General features: G+C 68.1%; 18 protein-coding genes. 9 read left to right on the forward strand and 9 right to left on the reverse strand.

Annotated features, from left to right (window positions below):
- Window positions 1–5 precede the first annotated feature (5 nt).
- On the forward strand, window positions 6–290 hold the full coding sequence (locus ACP693_RS12655) for a DUF1294 domain-containing protein (protein WP_426019891.1): 285 nt from the start codon (window positions 6–8) through the stop codon (window positions 288–290).
- 12 nt (window positions 291–302) lie between these two features.
- On the opposite strand, the gene ACP693_RS12660 is transcribed toward ACP693_RS12655, so the two are convergent.
- Together ACP693_RS12660 and ACP693_RS12665 are read right to left on the reverse strand one after the other, a co-directional pair.
- Window positions 303–1,388 carry an SGNH/GDSL hydrolase family protein gene (locus tag ACP693_RS12660; RefSeq protein WP_426019893.1) on the reverse strand — a complete coding sequence of 362 codons (1,086 nt, stop codon included), beginning with the start codon at window positions 1,386–1,388 and terminating at the stop codon, window positions 303–305.
- Between the two features lie 3 nt (window positions 1,389–1,391).
- The gene (locus ACP693_RS12665) at window positions 1,392–2,693 is read right to left on the reverse strand and encodes a dicarboxylate/amino acid:cation symporter (protein WP_426019895.1); all 1,302 of its coding nucleotides are present in this window, start codon (window positions 2,691–2,693) and stop codon (window positions 1,392–1,394) included.
- 127 nt (window positions 2,694–2,820) lie between these two features.
- Between ACP693_RS12665 and ACP693_RS12670 the strand changes: the two genes are divergently transcribed.
- The 5 genes from ACP693_RS12670 (at window position 2,821) to ACP693_RS12690 (ending at window position 5,807) form a co-directional block, all read left to right on the forward strand.
- Entirely contained in the window at window positions 2,821–3,033 is a 213-nt protein-coding gene (locus ACP693_RS12670) for a cysteine protease (RefSeq protein WP_409713582.1), read from the forward strand.
- Between the two features lie 70 nt (window positions 3,034–3,103).
- Window positions 3,104–3,769 (forward strand): glutathione S-transferase family protein, encoded by a 666-nt coding sequence (locus tag ACP693_RS12675; RefSeq protein ID WP_426019897.1) that lies wholly within the window; start codon window positions 3,104–3,106, stop codon window positions 3,767–3,769.
- 55 nt (window positions 3,770–3,824) lie between these two features.
- On the forward strand, window positions 3,825–4,025 hold the full coding sequence (locus tag ACP693_RS12680; RefSeq protein ID WP_346494834.1) for a hypothetical protein: 201 nt from the start codon (window positions 3,825–3,827) through the stop codon (window positions 4,023–4,025).
- Window positions 4,026–4,171: 146 nt separating this feature from the next.
- Window positions 4,172–4,645 (forward strand): transcription elongation factor GreA, encoded by a 474-nt coding sequence (gene greA / locus ACP693_RS12685; RefSeq protein WP_346494833.1) that lies wholly within the window; start codon window positions 4,172–4,174, stop codon window positions 4,643–4,645.
- 184 nt (window positions 4,646–4,829) lie between these two features.
- Entirely contained in the window at window positions 4,830–5,807 is a 978-nt protein-coding gene (locus tag ACP693_RS12690) for a mitochondrial fission ELM1 family protein (protein WP_426019899.1), read from the forward strand.
- Window positions 5,808–5,922: 115 nt separating this feature from the next.
- Here the strand turns inward: ACP693_RS12690 and ACP693_RS12695 are convergent, their stop codons facing one another.
- Window positions 5,923–6,216 (reverse strand): hypothetical protein, encoded by a 294-nt coding sequence (locus ACP693_RS12695; protein WP_426019901.1) that lies wholly within the window; start codon window positions 6,214–6,216, stop codon window positions 5,923–5,925.
- A 69-nt stretch (window positions 6,217–6,285) separates the two neighbouring features.
- Between ACP693_RS12695 and trxB the strand changes: the two genes are divergently transcribed.
- Entirely contained in the window at window positions 6,286–7,293 is a 1,008-nt protein-coding gene (trxB, locus tag ACP693_RS12700; protein WP_426019903.1) for a thioredoxin-disulfide reductase, read from the forward strand.
- Between the two features lie 16 nt (window positions 7,294–7,309).
- Here the strand turns inward: trxB and ACP693_RS12705 are convergent, their stop codons facing one another.
- From ACP693_RS12705 to ACP693_RS12720, 4 genes are all read right to left on the reverse strand, one after another.
- Entirely contained in the window at window positions 7,310–8,269 is a 960-nt protein-coding gene (locus ACP693_RS12705; protein ID WP_426019904.1) for an aldo/keto reductase, read from the reverse strand.
- A 70-nt stretch (window positions 8,270–8,339) separates the two neighbouring features.
- Window positions 8,340–8,783 carry a response regulator gene (locus ACP693_RS12710; RefSeq protein ID WP_426020732.1) on the reverse strand — a complete coding sequence of 148 codons (444 nt, stop codon included), beginning with the start codon at window positions 8,781–8,783 and terminating at the stop codon, window positions 8,340–8,342.
- A gap of 27 nt (window positions 8,784–8,810) precedes the next feature.
- Window positions 8,811–10,748: a PAS domain-containing protein gene (locus ACP693_RS12715; RefSeq protein ID WP_426019906.1), complete on the reverse strand. Its 1,938-nt coding sequence runs from the start codon at window positions 10,746–10,748 to the stop codon at window positions 8,811–8,813.
- A 79-nt stretch (window positions 10,749–10,827) separates the two neighbouring features.
- Complete coding sequence (locus ACP693_RS12720) at window positions 10,828–12,009, reverse strand: cell wall hydrolase (RefSeq protein WP_426019908.1); 1,182 nt, start codon at window positions 12,007–12,009, stop codon at window positions 10,828–10,830.
- 183 nt (window positions 12,010–12,192) lie between these two features.
- Here ACP693_RS12720 and ACP693_RS12725 point away from each other — a divergent pair, with 183 nt between their 5' ends.
- Window positions 12,193–15,486, forward strand: coding sequence for a PAS domain S-box protein (locus tag ACP693_RS12725; protein ID WP_426019910.1), 3,294 nt, complete (start codon window positions 12,193–12,195; stop codon window positions 15,484–15,486).
- A 63-nt stretch (window positions 15,487–15,549) separates the two neighbouring features.
- On the opposite strand, the gene ACP693_RS12730 is transcribed toward ACP693_RS12725, so the two are convergent.
- Together ACP693_RS12730 and ACP693_RS12735 are read right to left on the reverse strand one after the other, a co-directional pair.
- Complete coding sequence (locus ACP693_RS12730; protein WP_426019912.1) at window positions 15,550–15,906, reverse strand: DUF6481 family protein; 357 nt, start codon at window positions 15,904–15,906, stop codon at window positions 15,550–15,552.
- A 251-nt stretch (window positions 15,907–16,157) separates the two neighbouring features.
- Window positions 16,158–16,343 (reverse strand): hypothetical protein, encoded by a 186-nt coding sequence (locus ACP693_RS12735; protein ID WP_426019914.1) that lies wholly within the window; start codon window positions 16,341–16,343, stop codon window positions 16,158–16,160.
- A gap of 449 nt (window positions 16,344–16,792) precedes the next feature.
- Between ACP693_RS12735 and ACP693_RS12740 the strand changes: the two genes are divergently transcribed.
- Window positions 16,793–17,944, forward strand: coding sequence for a cell wall hydrolase (locus ACP693_RS12740; protein ID WP_426019916.1), 1,152 nt, complete (start codon window positions 16,793–16,795; stop codon window positions 17,942–17,944).
- The last annotated feature ends 5 nt before the right edge of the window (window positions 17,945–17,949 follow it).

Genomic DNA, 17,949 nt, shown 5'->3' on the forward strand with positions numbered 1-17,949 from the left:
GGGACATGCCGATCTCAAATCTCGACATTGCGCTGATTGCGATCCTCATCGCGGAGATCGCCGGGTTCGTCGCCTTCGCCAGGGACAAGCAGAGGGCGCGCGCCGGCCTATGGCGCACGCCGGAGGCGACCCTGTTGCTGTTCGGCCTGATCGGCGGCCTGGGCGCCTGGATGGGTCAGCACCTCCTCCGCCACAAGACGCGCAAGGAACCGTTCAAGACGCAGTTCGGCGTGGTCGTGGTGATGCACCTGATCCTGCTGGCGGCGGGCGCAGCCTGGGTCGTTTTTTGAAGTCAGGGTCGGCTAGGGCGCTGGCCGCCAGTCGCTGTCCAAGGTTGCGATCACGCCCTCGACCAGTGTCGCCAGCCGCACATGATCGGCCTGGGACGGGTGCCAGTCGCACGCCTGCAGGTCCAGGCCGCCGAACCGGACCGGCGTGGTCAGTCCCGGCGTCTGGGCGTTGACGACGGCGGCGACCTGTTCGACATCGGCGCCGAAGCTGTCCGACCCCATCAGGATGAACCGCGCCTGGGGCTGAGCCCGGTGCAGGTCCTGCACGAAGGCGACATAGCGCCGGCGATAGGCGTCGCGCAGGCCCGCTTCGTCGGCCCAGGCTTCACCCGCCCGCAGCGGGGTCGAGAAATCGTTGGTGCCCAGGTTGATCACGATGAACTCCGGCCGCCAGGCGTCGTCCCCACCAACTGCCGCCATGGCGTCATCCGGCTTCAGCCGGGGATAGAGGGCGGGCAGGCTCTGACCCGCATCCCTGCCGCCATAGTTCCGCACCACGCCGTAACCGGAATAGGCGTTGATCCGATAGTCGGCGTCGAACCGGCGCGCGACCCTGGGGCCAAAGGCGCTCTGAGTATCCGTCCAGGCGTGGATTTCCTCGGCCGTGCAAGACCGCCCTGTCGACAGATCGCCATAGCCGACGGTGTAGGAATCGCCGATGAACTCTATCTGGCGCGATCGGGCGGGCGCCGGCAGGGGCGTCGTCGCACCCACGGGGAAGAAGCCCAGGAAACGCCCGCCGCCCGTCTGGCTCTCGCTCTGTTTTTCCAACCGAACGACATGGTCCCCGGCCGTCAGATCCTCCAGCGCCAGGTCCATGCGCCCCGCACCGCGAAACGCCGCCTTCTCCTCGCCGTCCACCAGCAGTCGCAGATATTCACCCGGCGCATCGAAACGCACCCGCACCCCCGTTCCGTTGAACCGGCTCTCGAAATAGACGCCCGGCCAGCCGAACCTCAGCCCATGATCTGCGTCCCGGATCACCCGCCCGCCGACATTGACCGGCAGAGGCTCGGTCGTCTGGGCGAAGGTTCGGCCTCCCGCGGCCAAGACCAGCACGGCGGCGACCAGCGTCGCCCATCCCTTTGATACGCGCATAACCTATCCCCTGACTTCTGTGTCGGCTTTATCCTCCCCGTTGTCCCCCGCCACGATCCGGGTCGCGGCCAGGTCGGCGGTGACGTTGCCGACGGTGCGGAAGATGTCGGGGATGACCTCGACCGCCAGCAGCAGGGGCAGCACCCCCAGCGGCAGGCCCATGGCCAGGCAGATGGGGCCGATGGCGGCGAAGAAGCTGACCTGGCCGGGCAGGCCGACCGAGGCGATGGACACCGCGATGGCCGTCAGACCGCCCGCGATCAGCACGCCCAGGCTCAGCTCGACGCCGTGCAACTGCGCTACATAGAGGCAGACCGCCAGATTGGCGACAGGGCTGGTGATGCGGAACACCGCCACCGCCAGCGGCAGGACCAGCCCGGCCGAGGTCTGGGGCACGCCCAGCCAGTCGCGCGCCCGCTCGATCATGACCGGCAGGCTGGCCAGCGACGACTGGGTCGAGACCGCCACCACCTGAGCCGGCGCCACGGCGCGCGCGAACCGGCCCAGAGAAATCCGCCCCCAGACCGTCGCCACGACATAGATGATCAGGATCAGGCCGATCTGGCTCAGGCAGACGATGGCGACATAGTGGGCCAGCGTCCCCGCCACCCCCAGCCCGGCCCGCAGGCCCACGCCCAACGCCAGGGCGAACACTCCGAACGGCGCGGCCAGCAGCACCCAGTGGACGATCACCACCATGGCCTCAGCCACCGCCTCGAAGAAGCCCGCCAAGGGGCGGCGCAGCTCCGTCTTGATCCGGGTCGCGGCGAAACCGAAGGCGACGGCGAAGACCACGACCGCCAGCACCCCGTCGTCCGCCGCCGCCTTGATCACATTCGCCGGCGCCAGGCTGGCCAGGAAGGCGCGCAGGCCGTCCGTCCGCGCCGCCTCGCCCACGGTCGCCAGCGAATCGGTCGTCACCCCCGCCAGCAGCCCCCTGCCCGCCTCCGGGTCGATGGGCCAGACCGCCAGCAGGCCCAGCCCCGCCAGGATCGCATAGACGGTCGCCCCGACCAGCAGCACGCCGAACACCGCCAGCGACCGCACGGCGATCCGCCCCGTCGCGGCGGCGTCGGCGATGGAGACGATGCCGGTCACCAGCAGGCTGAACACCAGGGGAATGACCGTCATGCGCAGCGCATTCAGCCAGACCTGGCCCAGGCTCTCGACCACCCCCAGCGATCCGGTCAGCCACGACGCCTGCGTCCCCTGCGCCAAGGCCCCGACGACGACCCCCGCGACCAGGGCGGCGATGACGAAAAAGCTCAACGAGGTGAAGAAGGCGGCGATGCGAGATTGGCTCATAGGCCAGAGCTAGCACCGCTTTTCGCGGCGCGCGCGCCAAACCTTCTGTCGGCCGTCTTCAGTTCATGTCGTCGCAGGGCGAACCGCGACGCCCGACGGCGCGTTAAGCCGCCAAAGGAGATCAACCATGTCCCGTCTGCACAAACTCGTTCCCATGCTCGGCGGCCTGCTGCTGTCCAAGGGCGGTCGGCGCGTCGCCGGTCGCCATGCCGGCAAGCTGGCCCTGGCCACCCTGGCCTATGAGGTCTGGCGCAACCGTCGCGAAGGCGCCAAGCCTCAGGTCACGCCCAGGCCTGCGCCCGAGCCGCGCGCGCGGTGGAGCGGTCGTCGCCCGCGATAGCGCTCGACTTCCCCCTCGACTTCTTGGGCGGCGATGCGAATAGTCGCGCCTCGCCGCCTGGAGCCGACCCATGATCAAAGTCCATCACCTGAACGACAGCCGCTCGCAGCGCGTCCTGTGGCTGCTGGAAGAACTGGGCCTGGACTATGAGGTCGTCCGCTATGAGCGGAAAGCCGGCAACCGCCTGGCCCCGCCCGAACTGCTGGCCATCCATCCCCTGGGCAAGTCGCCGGTGATCGAGGACGGCGGGGTCAAGGTCGCCGAGACCGGGGCCATCGTCGAATATCTGCTGGACACCTACGGCCAGGGACGGCTGCGACCGGCGGCGGGAACCGAGGACGGTCGTCGCTTCACCTATTGGCTGCATTACGCCGAGGGTTCGGCCATGCCGCCCCTGCTGCTGAAACTGGTGTTCGGCATGCTGCCGCGTCGCGCGCCGGCCCTGCTGAAGCCCCTGGTCAAGAGCATCGCGAACAAGGCCCTGACCAGCTTCGTCGACCCCCAGCTGAAGACCCACGTCGGCTTCTGGGAGGATGAACTGGGCCGGTCCGAATGGTTCGCGGGCGATCAGTTCACCGCCGCCGACATCATGATGAGCTTCCCCGTCGAGGCCGGCGCAGACCGCGCGTTCGACGCAGCGACGAAGCCCCGCCTGAAAGCCTTCCTGGCCCGCATCCACGCCCGCCCCGCCTATCAGCGCGCATTGGAACGCGGCGGCCCCTACAGTTACGCGTGATCGGATCGTGATCGAGGGCGACGCAACCCGGCGTGGCCCAGCACGTTGATAGGCCATGCGCCTTCAAACCATTCAGATCGTGGCCGGACTTGCAGCGGCCGTCGCCTTCATCCTGGCCTTCATGGCTGCCGGAGCCGCCCTTGTCTCGGGCCTGTTCATGCTGGCCGGCCTCGCCGCCGTCGCCTGGCTGGCCTACAGCCTGATCAAGGGCGTCCTGCGCCGCGATCCCAAGTCCGAACCGCCCGCGCGAGCCTGATGTTTTCATCGGCTCGGGGTCCCGCTCTTGAAATCTTGAGCGGGAAACCCTAGTATTGATGCCCGGCCGCGCCCGCCCCGCGGCCTTTTGTATGCTTACTTCGCGTCTTTCCAGTCTCCGGGCGAACCAGAAAAATCACGACACCAATGGAAAAAGTGCCGATGACGGGCGAGGGCTACCGTGTCCTCGACGATCAACTGAAGCAATTGAAGTCGGTCGAAAGGCCGAGCGTCATCGCGGCCATCTCCGAGGCCCGCGAACATGGCGACCTGTCTGAAAACGCCGAATACCATGCCGCCAAGGAGCGGCAGGGTTGGATCGAAGGCCAGATCGCGGACATCGAGGACAAGATCAGCCGCGCCCAGGTCATCGACGTGTCGAAACTGTCGGGCAGCCAGGTCAAGTTCGGCGCCACGGTCACCGTGGTCGACGAGGATACCGAGGACGAGGCCCGCTATCAGATCGTCGGCGAACACGAAGCCGACGTGAAGAAGGGCAAGGTCTCCATCGCCTCGCCCATCGCCCGCGCCATGATCTCCAAGGAGGTCGGCGACGTCGTCGAGGTCAACACCCCCGGCGGCGTGAAGGCCTACGAAATCCTCAAGGTCGAGTGGAAGTAAGCCAAACTTCGCATGACCTTCTCCCTCCCCGCTCCGGGGAGGGTCGTCGCGCAGCGACGGGGTGGGGGCGGCCCGGCGGGGACGCCCTGTCTGAAACACGTAAGGTCCGTGGGGTTTCGCTCTGCCCTCCCCACCCGACCTCGCTACGCTCGGCCACCCTCCCCCGCAGGGGGAGGGAGAGCAGATGACGCCACCCCTCTCCATCTGGGTCGTCTCCGACGGCCGCGCCGGCATCGAGAACCAGGCGCTGGGCCTCGCCGAGGCCGTTCAGCGCCTGACCCCGGCCGAGATCGCGATCAAACACATCCGCTGGCGGCCGCTGTTCGACCGCCTGCCTTCGGCGTTGAAGACCCCGGCCATGCTGGCGTCCGCGCCTCTGACGGCTCCCAATGCCGATCAATGGCCCGATCTGTGGATCGCCACCGGCCGCGCCACCCTGCCCCTTTCGACCCGCGTCAAGGCCTGGAGCGGCGGCAAGACCTTCGTCGTCCAGACCCAGGATCCGCGCTGGGCCAATGATCGCTACGACCTGATCGTGGCCCCCGCCCATGACGAACTGTCGGGCGACAATGTCTTCGAGATCACCGGCTCGCCCCACCGCATCACGCCGCAGCGGATCGCCGAGGCTGCGCCTGCTTTCGCCGACCGGATCGTCCCCCTGCCCCACCCGCGCGTCGCCGTGCTGATCGGCGGCAAGTCCAGGGCCTTCGACCTGCCCCAGGCCCATGCGGCGGATCTGGCGGACCAGATCGCGGACGCCGTGCGGGCGTCCGGCGGTTCGTTGATGCTGACCTTCTCGCGCCGCACGCCAGATGCGGCCAGGGCGGCCATGACCGCGCGCCTGTCGGACCTGCCCGGCTGGATCTGGGACGGGACCGGCGACAATCCCCTGTTCGGCTTCCTGCATTTCGCCGACCATGTGCTGGTCACCGAGGACAGCGCCAACATGGCCGCCGAGGCCGCCTCGACCGGCAAGCCGGTCCACATCCTGCCGATGATCCCGCTGAAATCCGGCGACAAGTTCGCCCGCCTGCACGACGATCTGCAATCACGCGGCGCGACGCAGCCCTTTGACGGCACGCTGGACAGCTGGACCTACGCCCCTCTGGCCGAGACCGACCGCGCGGCGCGCGCGGTCCTGGAAGCGATGCGGGCGCGCTGACGACGTCCGATCCTGACGCAGGCGTGACCTAGGGTCGATCACGGTCAGGGAGGCCCTTTAAGAATGGCTCGCAAAAATCTGCACTAATGTGCACTCAAAAAAATTACAGTGGCGTTTAGTCGCCCCCGCCGCCGCCATCTCCGCCGCCGTCCGAGCCTCCGTCATGGCCGCCCTGATGGTGCGTGTCCGAGGACGGGATCACCGCGCCGCCGTCCGACCCGTCGCCTTTCCTGGCGGGCTTGGCGTTGGCGTTGACCGCGCCCATCAGCGCCACGCCCAGGCCCGATCCGATGGCTGTGCCCAGGGCGAGACCCAGGCCGATGTTGTCCATCGCCACGCCCAGCGCCACCCCGATCGACACGCCCATGCCGATCCCGATCGGCAAAAAGGCTGCACCCTTGTTGGTCATCCCCATCTCCCCTTCTCCTCAGGCGAGACTAGCATCGCGCAAACGGGAATCAGCCCCTAAATAGGGGCCATGACCCAAGCTCGTACCGTTCGCGTCGCCATCATCGGTTCCGGCCCCGCCGGCTGGACCGCCGCCATCTACGCCGCCCGCGCCTCGCTGAATCCTGTCGTCATCGCCGGCATCCAGCCCGGCGGGCAACTGACCATCACCACCGACGTCGAGAACTATCCCGGCTTCGCCGACACCATCCAGGGCCCCTGGCTGATGGAGCAGATGCAGGCCCAGGCCCTGCACGTCGGCACGGAAGTCATCCACGACATCGTCGTCTCCGCCGACCTGTCGCAGCGTCCTTTCCGGCTTAAGCTGGACGGCGGCGACGAGATCCTGGCCGAGACCATCATCATCTCCACCGGCGCCCAGGCCAAATGGCTGGGCCTGGAGTCAGAGGCCGCCTATCAAGGCTTCGGCGTCTCGGCCTGCGCCACCTGCGACGGCTTCTTCTATCGCGGCAAGGAGGTCGTGGTCGTCGGCGGCGGCAACACCGCCGTCGAAGAGGCGCTGTTCCTGACCAACTTCGCCTCCAAGGTCACCGTCATCCACCGCAAGGACGAGTTCCGCGCCGAGAAGATCCTGCAGGACCGCCTGTTCGCCCACCCCAAGATCGAAGTGATCTGGAACGTCGCGATCGAGGAGATCGTCGGCGTCGTCGACGGCATGGCCAGGAACGTCACGGGCGTGCGCCTGAAGAACGTCCAGGACGGCTCGACCCAGGAAATCCCCGCCGACGGCGTCTTCATCGCCATCGGCCACGCCCCGTCGTCGGAGCTGTTCAAGGGTCAGCTGGAGACCAACTCAGGCGGCTATCTGCGGGTCAAGCCCGGCACGGCCTCGACCGAGATCGAGGGCGTCTGGGCCGCCGGCGACGTGACCGACGACGTGTATCGCCAGGCCGTCACCGCCGCCGGCATGGGCTGCATGGCCGCCCTGGAAGTCAGCCGCTTCCTCGCCGAAGAAGACCACGCCAAGGCCCACCACCCCATCAGCCACGCCGAGGCGGAGAAGATCGGGGTCTGGTGACCCCGATCCTTCGGCATCAGTAAGCCGACGCCTCCGTCAGCTCCGCCACATCCTCGTCCGACAGGGTCAGGGTCGCCGCCTTCAGTGTGTCGGCCAGTTGCTCGGTCGTCGTCGCGCTGACGATGGGCGCCGTCACCCCCGGCTGGGCCAGCAGCCAGGCCAGGGCCACCTGGGCTGAGGTGGCCTCGTTCTTCTGGGCCACGGCGTCCAGCACGGCCAGGATGCGCACGCCGCGCTCGTCGAACTTGTCCTTCAGCATCCCCTCGCGCTTGGTCCCGGCGATCTGATCGACGGTCTTGTATTTGCCGGTCAGGAAGCCGCTCTCCAAGCTGAAATAGGTGATGACGCCCAGCCCCTTCTCGACCGCCAGATCCTGCAGCCCGCCCTCGAAGGTGTCGCGGCTGTAGAGGTTGTAGTGCGGCTGGATCGTCGCATAGGCGGCCAGGCCTTCGCGGTCCGAAATCGCCAGCGCCTTGCTGACCTGTTCGGCCGAATGGTTGGACGTGCCGATGGCCCGGACCTTGCCTGCCTGCACCAGCTTGTCCAGCGTGCGCAACGTCTCTTCCTGCGGGGTCTTCGGATCGGGCCAGTGGGTCTGATAGAGGTCGATATAGTCGGTCTGGAGCCGTCGCAGCGACGCCTCGACCGCCGTCTCGATCCAGCCTGGCGACAGGTCGTTGTGGCCCTGGCCCATGTCCGATCCGACCTTAGTCAGGATCTTGACGTCGTCGCGCCGACCGCGCGCCTTCAGCCATTTGCCGATGATGACTTCGCTCTCGCCGCCCGAATGGCCCGGAACCCAGCGCGAATAGGCGTCGGCGGTGTCGATGGCGTCGAACCCGGCCTCGACGAACCCGTCCAGAAGGGCGAACGACGTCGCCTCGTCGGCCGTCCAGCCGAAGACGTTGCCGCCGAACACCAGAGGGGCGATGTCCAGGCCGCTGGAGCCGAGCTTGCGTTTGGTCAGGGTCGTCATGGGGAGGTCTCCTTGTGGGGAGCCCTCGACATATGCCGCATCGCGGCGACCGCAACCGCCTGGGCAGAGATCATGCGAAGAGTTGAAGACCCGGCGGCGCGTATTCGACGGGCTCGCCTTGGCGGCGACGCAGGGCGTAATCCACGGCCCTTTGGACCGCGTGTTCGTCCGTAGGCTTCGACAAGACGCCGATGGTGCCGGCGACGCCGTCGCGCACCATGCCGGGGTTGGCCGTCATGAACAGGACCGATACACCCATGTCCTGGCCCAATTCGCGACCCAGGTTGATGCCGGTAGGGCCGTCGGACAGGTGGATATCGACCAGAGCCAGGTCCACATCGTTCTCGCGCACCAGGTCCAGCGCGGCCTTTGCGGTCGCGGCGACACCCAGGACTTCATGTCCCAGATCTTCCAGGACGAAGCGCAGCTCCATGGCGACGAGAGCTTCGTCTTCAATGATGAGGATGCGCGCGGTCATGGGTGATGCTTGTGCTCGGGAACGTACACAACGCAGGTTTGCCCGATAGGTTTCAACATAAGTCTAATTTCTAACACCGCTGGCAGCCCGGCGGCGCGATAGCGCCGTCGCCGGCAGATCGACGACGACCTTCAAACCCTCCGGTCGCCATTCGCGTTCCAGCCGTCCGCCCAACTGTCCCTGGACCGACAATGTCGCCAGCGAGGAGCCGAAGCCGGCGCGCGAAGGCTCGCCATGGAGGGTCGGGCCACCGCTTTCGCTCCAGGTCAAAACGAACCGATCCTCGTCGCGCGCGGTGGACAGGGCGACCATGCCGCCCTTCTCCGACAGGGCGCCATATTTGGCGGCATTGGTCGCCAGTTCGTGGAACAGCAGAGCCACCGAGGTCGCGGCCTGATCGTCGAACACGGCGTCGTCGCCCTCGATCCTGACGCGCGGCGATCCCGTTTCGTCGGCATAGGCCTTGAACAGGTCCGACAGGAAGGAATGCAGGGTCGTCGCCCCCACCGTCGGCTTGGACGTCTCGGTGTGCGGCCGCACGAACTCGTGCGCACGGGCCAGGGCGGCGATCCGCGTGCGCAAGGAGGCGGAAAAGGCCTTGGCCTCGGGATACTGACGCGCCGACAGGGCCACCAACGCCGTGATCACCGCGAAGATGTTCTTGATCCGGTGGCTCAGCTCCTGGCTGACCAGCTCGCGGCCCTGTTCCAGCTTCTTCAGCTCGTCGATGTCGGTCAGTGTGCCGAACCAGCGGGTGATCTCGCCCTGCTCGTCGCGGACCGCGACCGCACGCCCCAACGTCCAGCGATAGACGCCGCTGTGATGCTTCAGCCGGTATTCGATCTCATAGGGTTCGCCCGTTTCGAGCGAGTGACGCCAGACCGCCCAGGCCCGCTCCTGATCGTCGGCGTGGAACATGTCGTTCCAGCCCTCGCCGTCCGTGGAGCCGGCCGGGACGCCCGTAAACTCGTACCAACGGGCGTTGTAGTAGTCGTGGAACCCGTCCGGCTGGGCGGACCAGACCATCTGCGGCATGGCGTCGGCCAGGACGCGGAACCGGGTCTCGCTCTCGCTCAACGCCCGCGCGGTCTCGGCGAGATCCGTCTCGATCTGTTTGCGCTCGGTGATGTCCACCGCAATGCCCGGCAGACGAATGGCCTCGCCTGAACGGTCGAAATAGGCCTGCCCCCTGGCCAGCACCCAGCGCACGTCGCCGTTGGCCGCCAACCGGTATTCGCAAAGGAAGACGCCGTCCCCGGACTTGGCGCGCTCGATCTCCTCGCCGACACGCACCGCATCGTCGGGGTGAACGCTGGCGGTGAAGACCTCGATGGGCACGCCGTCGCGCGCGGCGGCGGCGTCCACGCCATACATCCGGGCGAAACGTTCGTCGGCGACGACGCGATTTTGGGCGATGTCCCAGTCCCAGGCCCCGACATAGGCCGAGGCCTCCATCGCCAGGCGCGCAGTGTCGCGGCTGCGATCACGGTCAAGCAGGGCGCGACGCAGCTCCAGCTGGGTCATGACCTGATCGGCCAGGGTCTTGAGAGCCATGGTCTGAAGCTCGGTCAGACCTTCGGGGCGCGGCTTGTCGTCGAGCACGCACAGCGCCCCCAGCGACACGCCGTCCGAGGCCTTCAGCGGATGGCCGGCGTAGAAGCGGATGTGGGGCGGGCCGGTGACCAGGGCGTTGTCGGCGAAGCGCGGATCTTCAAACGCATCCGTCACCACCATGGCGGTGTCGGCAAGCATGGCGTGGGCGCAGAAGGACAGCGGACGCGGCGTCTCGCGCACGCCCAGTCCGACCTCGGCCTTGAACCACTGACGCTCGGCGTCGACCAGGCTGACGGCGGCCATGGGCGCGTCGCAGAGGCGCGCGGCGAGGTTGACGATGTCGTCGAACGACGCCTCGGGCGTCGTGTCCAGCACGCCGTATTGTTTGAGCGCTCTCAGACGGTCGGCCTCGTCCCACCTAGGACATTCGACTTCGGGGTGGGTCAAGCAGCGTCCTCGTCGGGCAGGAAATGTCCGGGCACGTGCATCAATGCCCAGATCGGTCATAGCGTTGCAATGCGGGATTTCAGTTCGCGGGACGACCGACTTCTTCGACGTCCATGGTCGCCACGCCCTCAGGCACGGGCGCGGCGGGCCTGGGCGTCGTTGCGGGCCGTTCCAGCGCGGTCAGGCGGGCGTTGATGGCGGCGACCTCGTCACGGGTCGGCAGGCGACGGCCGCCCAGGCTGACCACGCCGACGACGCGCTGCTGACCATCGACCTCGACGGTGCGCAGGGGCGCGTCTTTGGCCGGGGCGTCCGGGTCGGGGCCGCCGGTCGCGGCGCCGGCGGCGATGGTCATGCGGGGACGCGAGAAGCGCGCCTCGTCGATGACCGGCTCACGGCCGTTGTAGACTTTGCGGAAGGCGGCGGTTTCGCCATAGACGCCCTTCCAGCGATAGAAGATGTGCGCGCCGATCTGCGTGACCTTGGCCACCGTCGGCGCCCACCAGGGATGCACATAGTCGGCGTGATAGTGGGTGGCGGTCCCGACCTGCTGGGCGACCTCGCCGTTCAGCGCCTTTTCCGCGACCTTGCGCGCCCGGTCCCAGGCCCAGCCGACCGGCGCCTGGGCCAGAGAGCCGTCGCAGGTAAAGCTGAACTGGCAGCCCGTGGTCCGCTCGGCGCCCTCGAACACCACACCGCAGACGGTGTTGGCGTAGTTGGGATCGCGCACCCGGTTCAGCACCACCTGGGCCACGCCGGCCTGGCCGTTGTCCGGCTCCAGCGCCGACTCGAAATAGACGGCCTGGGTCAGGCAGCGCAAAGCCCGGCGCCGGTCGTCGGCGCTGCCCTTGAACACGAACGGCAGGGCGGGACGCAGAGCGCCGGACGCGGGCGCAAGGGCGGCGTTCAGACGCTGGGCCTCCAGCCCGCTCTTGCCCGGTTCCAGGCCCGGCTTGCCCGCCAGGGTCAGACTTTCCCAGCCGGGCGTCAGTCCATACAGGGCCGGCTGCAGCAGGTTGGGGTCGTGACGCATGGCCATGGCCAGTTGCGACGGGGTCAGGCGGCCCTTGATCGCGTTCAGCCCGCCCTCGCCCAGATCGCCGCCGGTGATGCGCGACACGGCCTCGGCGGTGCGGTCCACGTCCGGCCGCACGGTAGAGCCAGCCGCCATCGCGACGCCCAGCACCGCGCCGGCCGCGGGCAAGGCCGCCGCCGAACGCCGCAGCGCCGTCCACATCGTCTTCCAGGGCAACAGGGTCATTCACCGTCCACAGCCGCGATCGGCGCAATCGCCTCTCGCTTAAACCGCGCATCTATTCGGACTTATAGGCCATTTTCCGGCGATCCAACGACCGTCGTTACGGCGACCCCGGCTGCGCAACGGGGGTGGTCGCTCGAAACGCAAGGTGTAAAGCTGCGTTTCAGCGTCGCAAACGCGACGCTGATGGGGCAAACCGACGGTATGAGCGCAGGCGTATCGAAACGGCGTATCGCGGGCATGGATCGCTGGCTTGTCGGCTTGGCGCGCCTGCCGACGATGTCGCCAATGCGTCGCGTGCTGATCGGGGTCGGCATCGCCCTGCTGGGCTTGGTCGTCCGTGCGGCGGCCTCTCCGCTGTATGGCGAGGTGACAGGGTTCACCATCCTGCTGCCGGCCGTCACCCTGGCGGCGCTTGCGGGCGGTTGGACCGGCGCGCTCGCCGCCCTGGCGGTCTGCACAGGGGGTGGTTGGGCGATCGTCGCCATGACGGCCACCGGCCGAGACGGCATCCTGGACGCCATCGGCGGCGCGGCGACCTGGAATTTCGTGCTCGTCGGTCTGTTCATCGCCGCCGTGGGCGCCTCGCTGCGCAGCGCCATTTCGCGACTGAGCGAAAGCGAGACGCGGTTCCGACTGCTGGCCGACACGGCCCCCTCGCCGATCTGGCTGTTGGACGCGAACGGCGAGTTCGAGTTCGTCAATGCGGCGGTCTTCGCCCTGCACGGCCTGAACGTGGAAAAACTGCGCGAGGGCGGCTGGAAGTCGGCGGTGCATCCCGACGATCTTGAGACCGTCAAGGCGGCGGAGAAGGCAGGGGCTGCGGATCGCAAGCCCTTCGAGATGGAGGCGCGGATCCAGGGGCCGGACGGCGTCTGGCGCTGGATGCGGGCCATCGTGCGACCGCGCTTCGACGGCCAGGGCGTCTTCCTGGGTTATGCCGGGATTTCGTTCGACGTGACGGAGACGCGCGAGGCGCTGGAGACGGCGGCGCGGGCTGAGCGGCGCCAGGCCTTCCTGCTGGATCTCAGCGACCGTCTGCGCGACCTGACCGATCCCGAAGAGATCATGGCCGATGTCGAAAGCGCCCTGGGCGCCCTGCTGGACGCCGACCGGGTCGGCTATGGCGAGGTAGATCAGGCGGCCGGCATCGTCTCCATGAGCCGCGACTGGACCGCCGGCGTCGCCAGCGCCCAAGGGCAGTTCAGCCTGAACGCCTTCGGCGAGGGCCTGATCACGGATCTGGCCGAAGGCCGCACGATCCAGATCGAAGATGTCCGAGAGGATGGCCGCACGGCCGCCTTCGCCGACGCCTTCGACGCCATCCAGACCCGCGCCCTGATCCGCGCGCCGCTGATCCGCACGGGGCGGCTGCGCGCCTTTCTCTATGTCCATTCCGCGACGCCGCGTCGCTGGACCGAGGCGCAGGTCAGCCTGGTCGAGGAGGTCGCCGCCCGCACCTGGGCCGAGGTCGAACGCGCCCGCGCCGAGAACGAGACCCGCGAGAGCGAGCAACGCTTCCGCGCCATCGCAGACACGGCCCCGGTCCTGATCTGGGTCACGCACCAGGACCGCACGCGCGCCTTCGTCAATCAGGCCTATGTCGACTTCTATGGCGCGGACTATGAGACGGTCCGCACCCTGGACTGGCGCGATGTGCTGCACCCCGACGACCAGGCCCGCATCCTGGCGGAGTCCGTGGCGGGCGAAACGACCCGCGAGCCGTTTTCGCTGGAGGCCCGCTATCGGCGTCACGACGGCGAGTGGCGCTGGCTGAAGTCCTTCTCGCGCCCCCGGCTGAACGGATCCGAAATCGTCGGCTTCGTTGGCGTGGCCTTCGACGTGACCGACATGCGCGCGGCCCAGGCCAGGCTGGAGGAGTCCGAGAACCGCTTCCGCATCGTGGCCGACAGCGCGCCGGCCCTGATCTGGATGAGCGACGACGCCGCCCAGATGGTGTTCGCCAACAGACGATACCGCACCTTCTTCGGGGTCGAGGCCGACGGCCATCTGCCCGACAGCTGGCGCACCCTGATCCACCCGGACGACGAGGGCGTCTTCGTCGCCGCCTTCATGCGGGCCTTCGAGGCCAGGGATCGGTTCGAGGCCTTGACGCGGGTCAACCACCCGCTGCTGGGCCTGCGCTGGCTACGCAACGAGGGCGTGCCGCGCTTCGACGCTTCGGGACAGTTCCAGGGCTATGTGGGCGCCTGCCTGGACGTGACCGACGCCAAGCGCGCCGAGGACGATCTGAAGCGGATCAACGAACTGCTGGCGGAGCGGGTCGACGAGGCGCTGATCGACAAGGCCCAGGCCGAGGCCCAGCTGGTTCACGCCCAGCGGATGGAGGCCGTTGGGCGGCTGACCGGCGGCGTGGCGCACGATTTCAACAACCTGCTGACCGTGGTCATCGGCGCCCTGGACATCATCCTGCGCAGCGACGATCCGGCCAAGCGCAAGAAGCTGGGCGAGGCGGCCCTGGCGGCGGCGCGGCGTGGCGAGAGCCTGACGCACCAGCTGCTGGCCTTCTCGCGGCGCCAGGCCCTGAGACCCGAGCCGATCGACCTGAACGCCCTGATCCGCGAGAGCGAGCCCCTGCTGCGGCGCGCCGTCGGAGAGGCGGTCGATTTCAAGGTGAAGTTGAAGCGCGGCGGCGCGCGGGCCAATGTGGACCCGGCCCAGTTCGAGGCCGCGCTGCTGAACCTGATCGTCAACGCCCGCGACGCCTTGGGGGACGTGACGGGGGCCAAGAGCCGTCATGCGCGCATCACCGTCCAGACGCGGGCCTGCACCGTCGAGGCCGGGCATGTCGCAGAGCTGCCGCCCGGCGACTATGTCTGCGTCGCCGTGTCCGACAATGGCGAAGGCATGTCGCCCGAGATCCGCGACCGGGTGTTCGAGCCCTTCTTCACCACCAAGGGCGTCGGCAAGGGCACAGGCCTGGGCCTCAGCCAGGTCTATGGGTTCGCGCGCCAGTCTGGCGGCGGCGTCCATATTGAATCGGAGCCGGGACAGGGGGCCGAGATCTGTCTCTATTTGCCGCCCCTGTCCGCCGAGGATGCGGTGGCCGCGCCGGTCGCGGCATCCGGGGACGACGCGCCCCTGGCCGAGGGCGGGCGGATGTTGCTGGTCGAGGACGATCCCGGCGTCGCCGCTGTGGCGCTGGAAATCCTGGAAGGCTTCGGGCTTGAGGTCGATTGGGCCGAGAATGGCGACGACGCGCTGAAGTTCCTACACGCCGACCGCTTCGACGTGATGCTGACCGATGTGGTCATGCCCGGCGGTATGAGCGGCGTGGAACTGGCGCGCACGGCCGCGGTCCAATGGCCCGAACTGCGGATCGCCTTGACCTCGGGCTATGTCGGCGAGGACGTGGATGCGGTGTTGGCCGACACGACCTGGCCCCTGCTGCGCAAACCCTATTCGTCGGACCAGTTGCGCGCCCTGCTGGAGCGCATGAGCGCCGCGCCGACAAGCTGACGGGCAAAGAAAAACGCGCCGCAGAGCTGCGACGCGTCGATCTTTTCAGCAGTCGGCGTGGGCCTAGCGGCGCGCCTTGCGCGCGGCGTAGCGGGCGTCGCGCTTTTCCTTCTGCTCTTCCTTGGTCAACTGCTTGCGCGCCTTGCGGTCGGCGCGCTTCTCGGCCTCGATCGCTTCCTGAGCGGCGAGATCGGCGGCCATGCGAGCGGCGTCCTTCTCGGCCTTCTCGCGGCGCTGTTCAGCCTTGGCCAGCTCGTGCTGTTGACGCAGGGCTTCCTTCTCGGCGGCGCGCTTCTCGGCCAGCCGATCGAATTCGGGGTCGGGCGCAGCGGCCTTCGGCTTGAATTTGGCGAGCAGGGCCTTCTTGGCTTCCTGCTGGGCGGTAATGCGGTCGGAGAATCCGGTCTTCAGATCTTTCATGCGAAAGCGTCAGGGTTCCTTGTGAACGACCAGGGGCGGCCGTCGGGGGTCAGGCGGCGAAAAAAACGCGCATCCCGAAGCGGGGGGCACAAAGCCGATAAGCGGGCGAAAATCAAGGTTCGCCGCCAGGAAATCGGTTCTGAGCGTCATTTGGAGTGCGACGGCGTCGCCATCGATGCGCCTTTCCTAAGGTAGGTCGCGCCCGCTCGATGGCAAGGGCCGCCATCCGAACGGGCGCGGTCGGCGCCGGGTCAGTTCGGCTTTTGCGCCTGCCCCACGGCCGCTCCAGCGGCCCCGCCGACGGCGGCGCCCACAGGGCCGCCCACGACAGCGCCGGCGATGGCGCCGCTGGCGGCCTTCTGTTCGACGGTGGCGCCACAGGCGGCCAGGGTCAGAGCGGCGGCGACGGCGGCGGTCAGGACGAGTGTTCGGGACATGATGCTTCTCTCCAAAAGGCCAAGCTTGAACGCGAACGCCGCACTGCGGTTCCTGCCTTTTGCTTTAGTAGCGATTACGCGCACCGTCACAATCTTGAACAGACCAAAGCGACACCTTTAGTCCGCTGCACCGCAACACGTCGTTCGACGGGCAGTGTCCGTGTAACCGAATACAGTATTCGGTAGTTCGATTATGCAGGATGCGCCGGATTTCGGCCACACGCCGCCCACCATCTGAAAAATACCTAGTCGTTTCGCCACCTTAACCATCGGATTGCGAATCGAACACATTGAGGCCATACAAGGCTGGCTAAAGGCCCGTCCTCGACGCCCGGGCCAGTGAGCCGAGCGCCGGAATTTGCAGGCTGGAATGCGACCGCAGAGTCGCCTCGTCGGCAAGACTACCCCCGAGGGCCGCGTTTCTCGCCCTGCTGAACAGGACTATCTCGTTGTCGCATTCCTCGCAGACGCGCGCCATTCTGCGCGCCGATCGTGTGGCCAAGATCAAGCCCATGACGGCCGCCGCAGCCTTTGGCGGTCTGGTGGGACTGGCGATCGGCTGCGCCTATCTGGGCGGCACGACGGCGCGCGCGACGACGCTGCGCGCCCAGGCTGAACGGATTCAGGGCGCCACCGCCGCCGGTTTCACCGAAGAAGCGCTCGCCGCCGCCGCCGGCGGCCTGGACGCCAGCGCCCTGACCATCGCGCGTCGCCACGATCCCTATACCAGCGCCGGCTCGGCCCAGCGCGATCGACAGGCCGAACTGCTGGCCGCCCGTCTCGAACAACTGCGTGCGCCCGGCGACGCCAATCTGCGCCGCGCCAGCCTGACCGCCCCGACCGCCGCCCGCCCCTTCCAGATGGCCAACGCCCTGGACGCCAGCCGCGACCTCGATTGCCTGACCCAGGCCGTCTATTATGAAGCCCGCGGCGAAGGCGGCGACGGCATGAAGGCCGTGGCCCAGGTCGTCCTGAACCGCGTGCGCCACCCCGCCTTCCCCAAGACCGTCTGCGGCGTGGTGTTCCAGGGCGCGGCCCGCAGCACCGGCTGCCAGTTCTCCTTCACCTGCTCGGGCGTGATGCGCGGTCGCGTCAATCAGACCGCCTGGAACCGCGCGCGCGCCGTCGCGTCGGACGCCATGTCGGGCTCGGTCTTCGCCCGCGTCGGCAACGCCACCCACTTCCACACCACCGCCGTCGCGCCGGGCTGGCGTTCTTCGCTGGTTCAGGTCAGCCAGGTCGGCAGCCATCTGTTCTATCGCTTCGGCGGGCGTTCGGGCTCCAGCGGCGCCTTCACCTATGCGGCGCGGCCTTCGGCGCCTGCGGAACAGCCGCGCCTGATCCAGGCCGGCCTCAACCCGGTTGAGACCGCGCGTCAGGCCGGACAGGCCGTGGCCTATACGATGGTGCTGGCGCAGGAAGGCCGATCCCTGCCGGCTCCCGCCGCCCAGCCGGCGACGACACCGCGCCCGGCCGCCGCGACGACCCCGGCGCCGACTGCCGCTCGCGCCGCCAACACGCAGCCGGCGTCGCGTCCCGCGCGTCCGGCCGAAGCCCCCGCCAAGACCAACATCGTCGAAACGGCCTCCAGCCCCGCCTGATCGGC

Origin of the sequence: Brevundimonas sp. TWP1-3 (genome assembly GCF_049896085.1) — a bacterium.
GTDB lineage: Bacteria > Pseudomonadota > Alphaproteobacteria > Caulobacterales > Caulobacteraceae > Brevundimonas.

Excerpts from the sequence above, each read along its gene's own strand:
- ACP693_RS12730 (WP_426019912.1), bottom strand. The coding sequence starts at position 15,906 with ATGAAAGATCTGAAGACCGGATTCTCCGACCGCATTACCGCCCAGCAG.
- trxB (WP_426019903.1), top strand. The coding sequence starts at position 6,286 with ATGACCCAAGCTCGTACCGTTCGCGTCGCCATCATCGGTTCCGGCCCC.
- ACP693_RS12655 (WP_426019891.1), top strand. The coding sequence starts at position 6 with ATGCCGATCTCAAATCTCGACATTGCGCTGATTGCGATCCTCATCGCG.
- ACP693_RS12675 (WP_426019897.1), top strand. The coding sequence starts at position 3,104 with ATGATCAAAGTCCATCACCTGAACGACAGCCGCTCGCAGCGCGTCCTG.
- ACP693_RS12690 (WP_426019899.1), top strand. The coding sequence starts at position 4,830 with ATGACGCCACCCCTCTCCATCTGGGTCGTCTCCGACGGCCGCGCCGGC.
- ACP693_RS12695 (WP_426019901.1), bottom strand. The coding sequence starts at position 6,216 with ATGACCAACAAGGGTGCAGCCTTTTTGCCGATCGGGATCGGCATGGGC.
- ACP693_RS12680 (WP_346494834.1), top strand. The coding sequence starts at position 3,825 with ATGCGCCTTCAAACCATTCAGATCGTGGCCGGACTTGCAGCGGCCGTC.
- ACP693_RS12670 (WP_409713582.1), top strand. The coding sequence starts at position 2,821 with ATGTCCCGTCTGCACAAACTCGTTCCCATGCTCGGCGGCCTGCTGCTG.
- greA (WP_346494833.1), top strand. The coding sequence starts at position 4,172 with ATGGAAAAAGTGCCGATGACGGGCGAGGGCTACCGTGTCCTCGACGAT.
- ACP693_RS12705 (WP_426019904.1), bottom strand. The coding sequence starts at position 8,269 with ATGACGACCCTGACCAAACGCAAGCTCGGCTCCAGCGGCCTGGACATC.
- ACP693_RS12660 (WP_426019893.1), bottom strand. The coding sequence starts at position 1,388 with ATGCGCGTATCAAAGGGATGGGCGACGCTGGTCGCCGCCGTGCTGGTC.
- ACP693_RS12725 (WP_426019910.1), top strand. The coding sequence starts at position 12,193 with ATGGGGCAAACCGACGGTATGAGCGCAGGCGTATCGAAACGGCGTATC.
- ACP693_RS12720 (WP_426019908.1), bottom strand. The coding sequence starts at position 12,009 with ATGACCCTGTTGCCCTGGAAGACGATGTGGACGGCGCTGCGGCGTTCG.
- ACP693_RS12735 (WP_426019914.1), bottom strand. The coding sequence starts at position 16,343 with ATGTCCCGAACACTCGTCCTGACCGCCGCCGTCGCCGCCGCTCTGACC.
- ACP693_RS12665 (WP_426019895.1), bottom strand. The coding sequence starts at position 2,693 with ATGAGCCAATCTCGCATCGCCGCCTTCTTCACCTCGTTGAGCTTTTTC.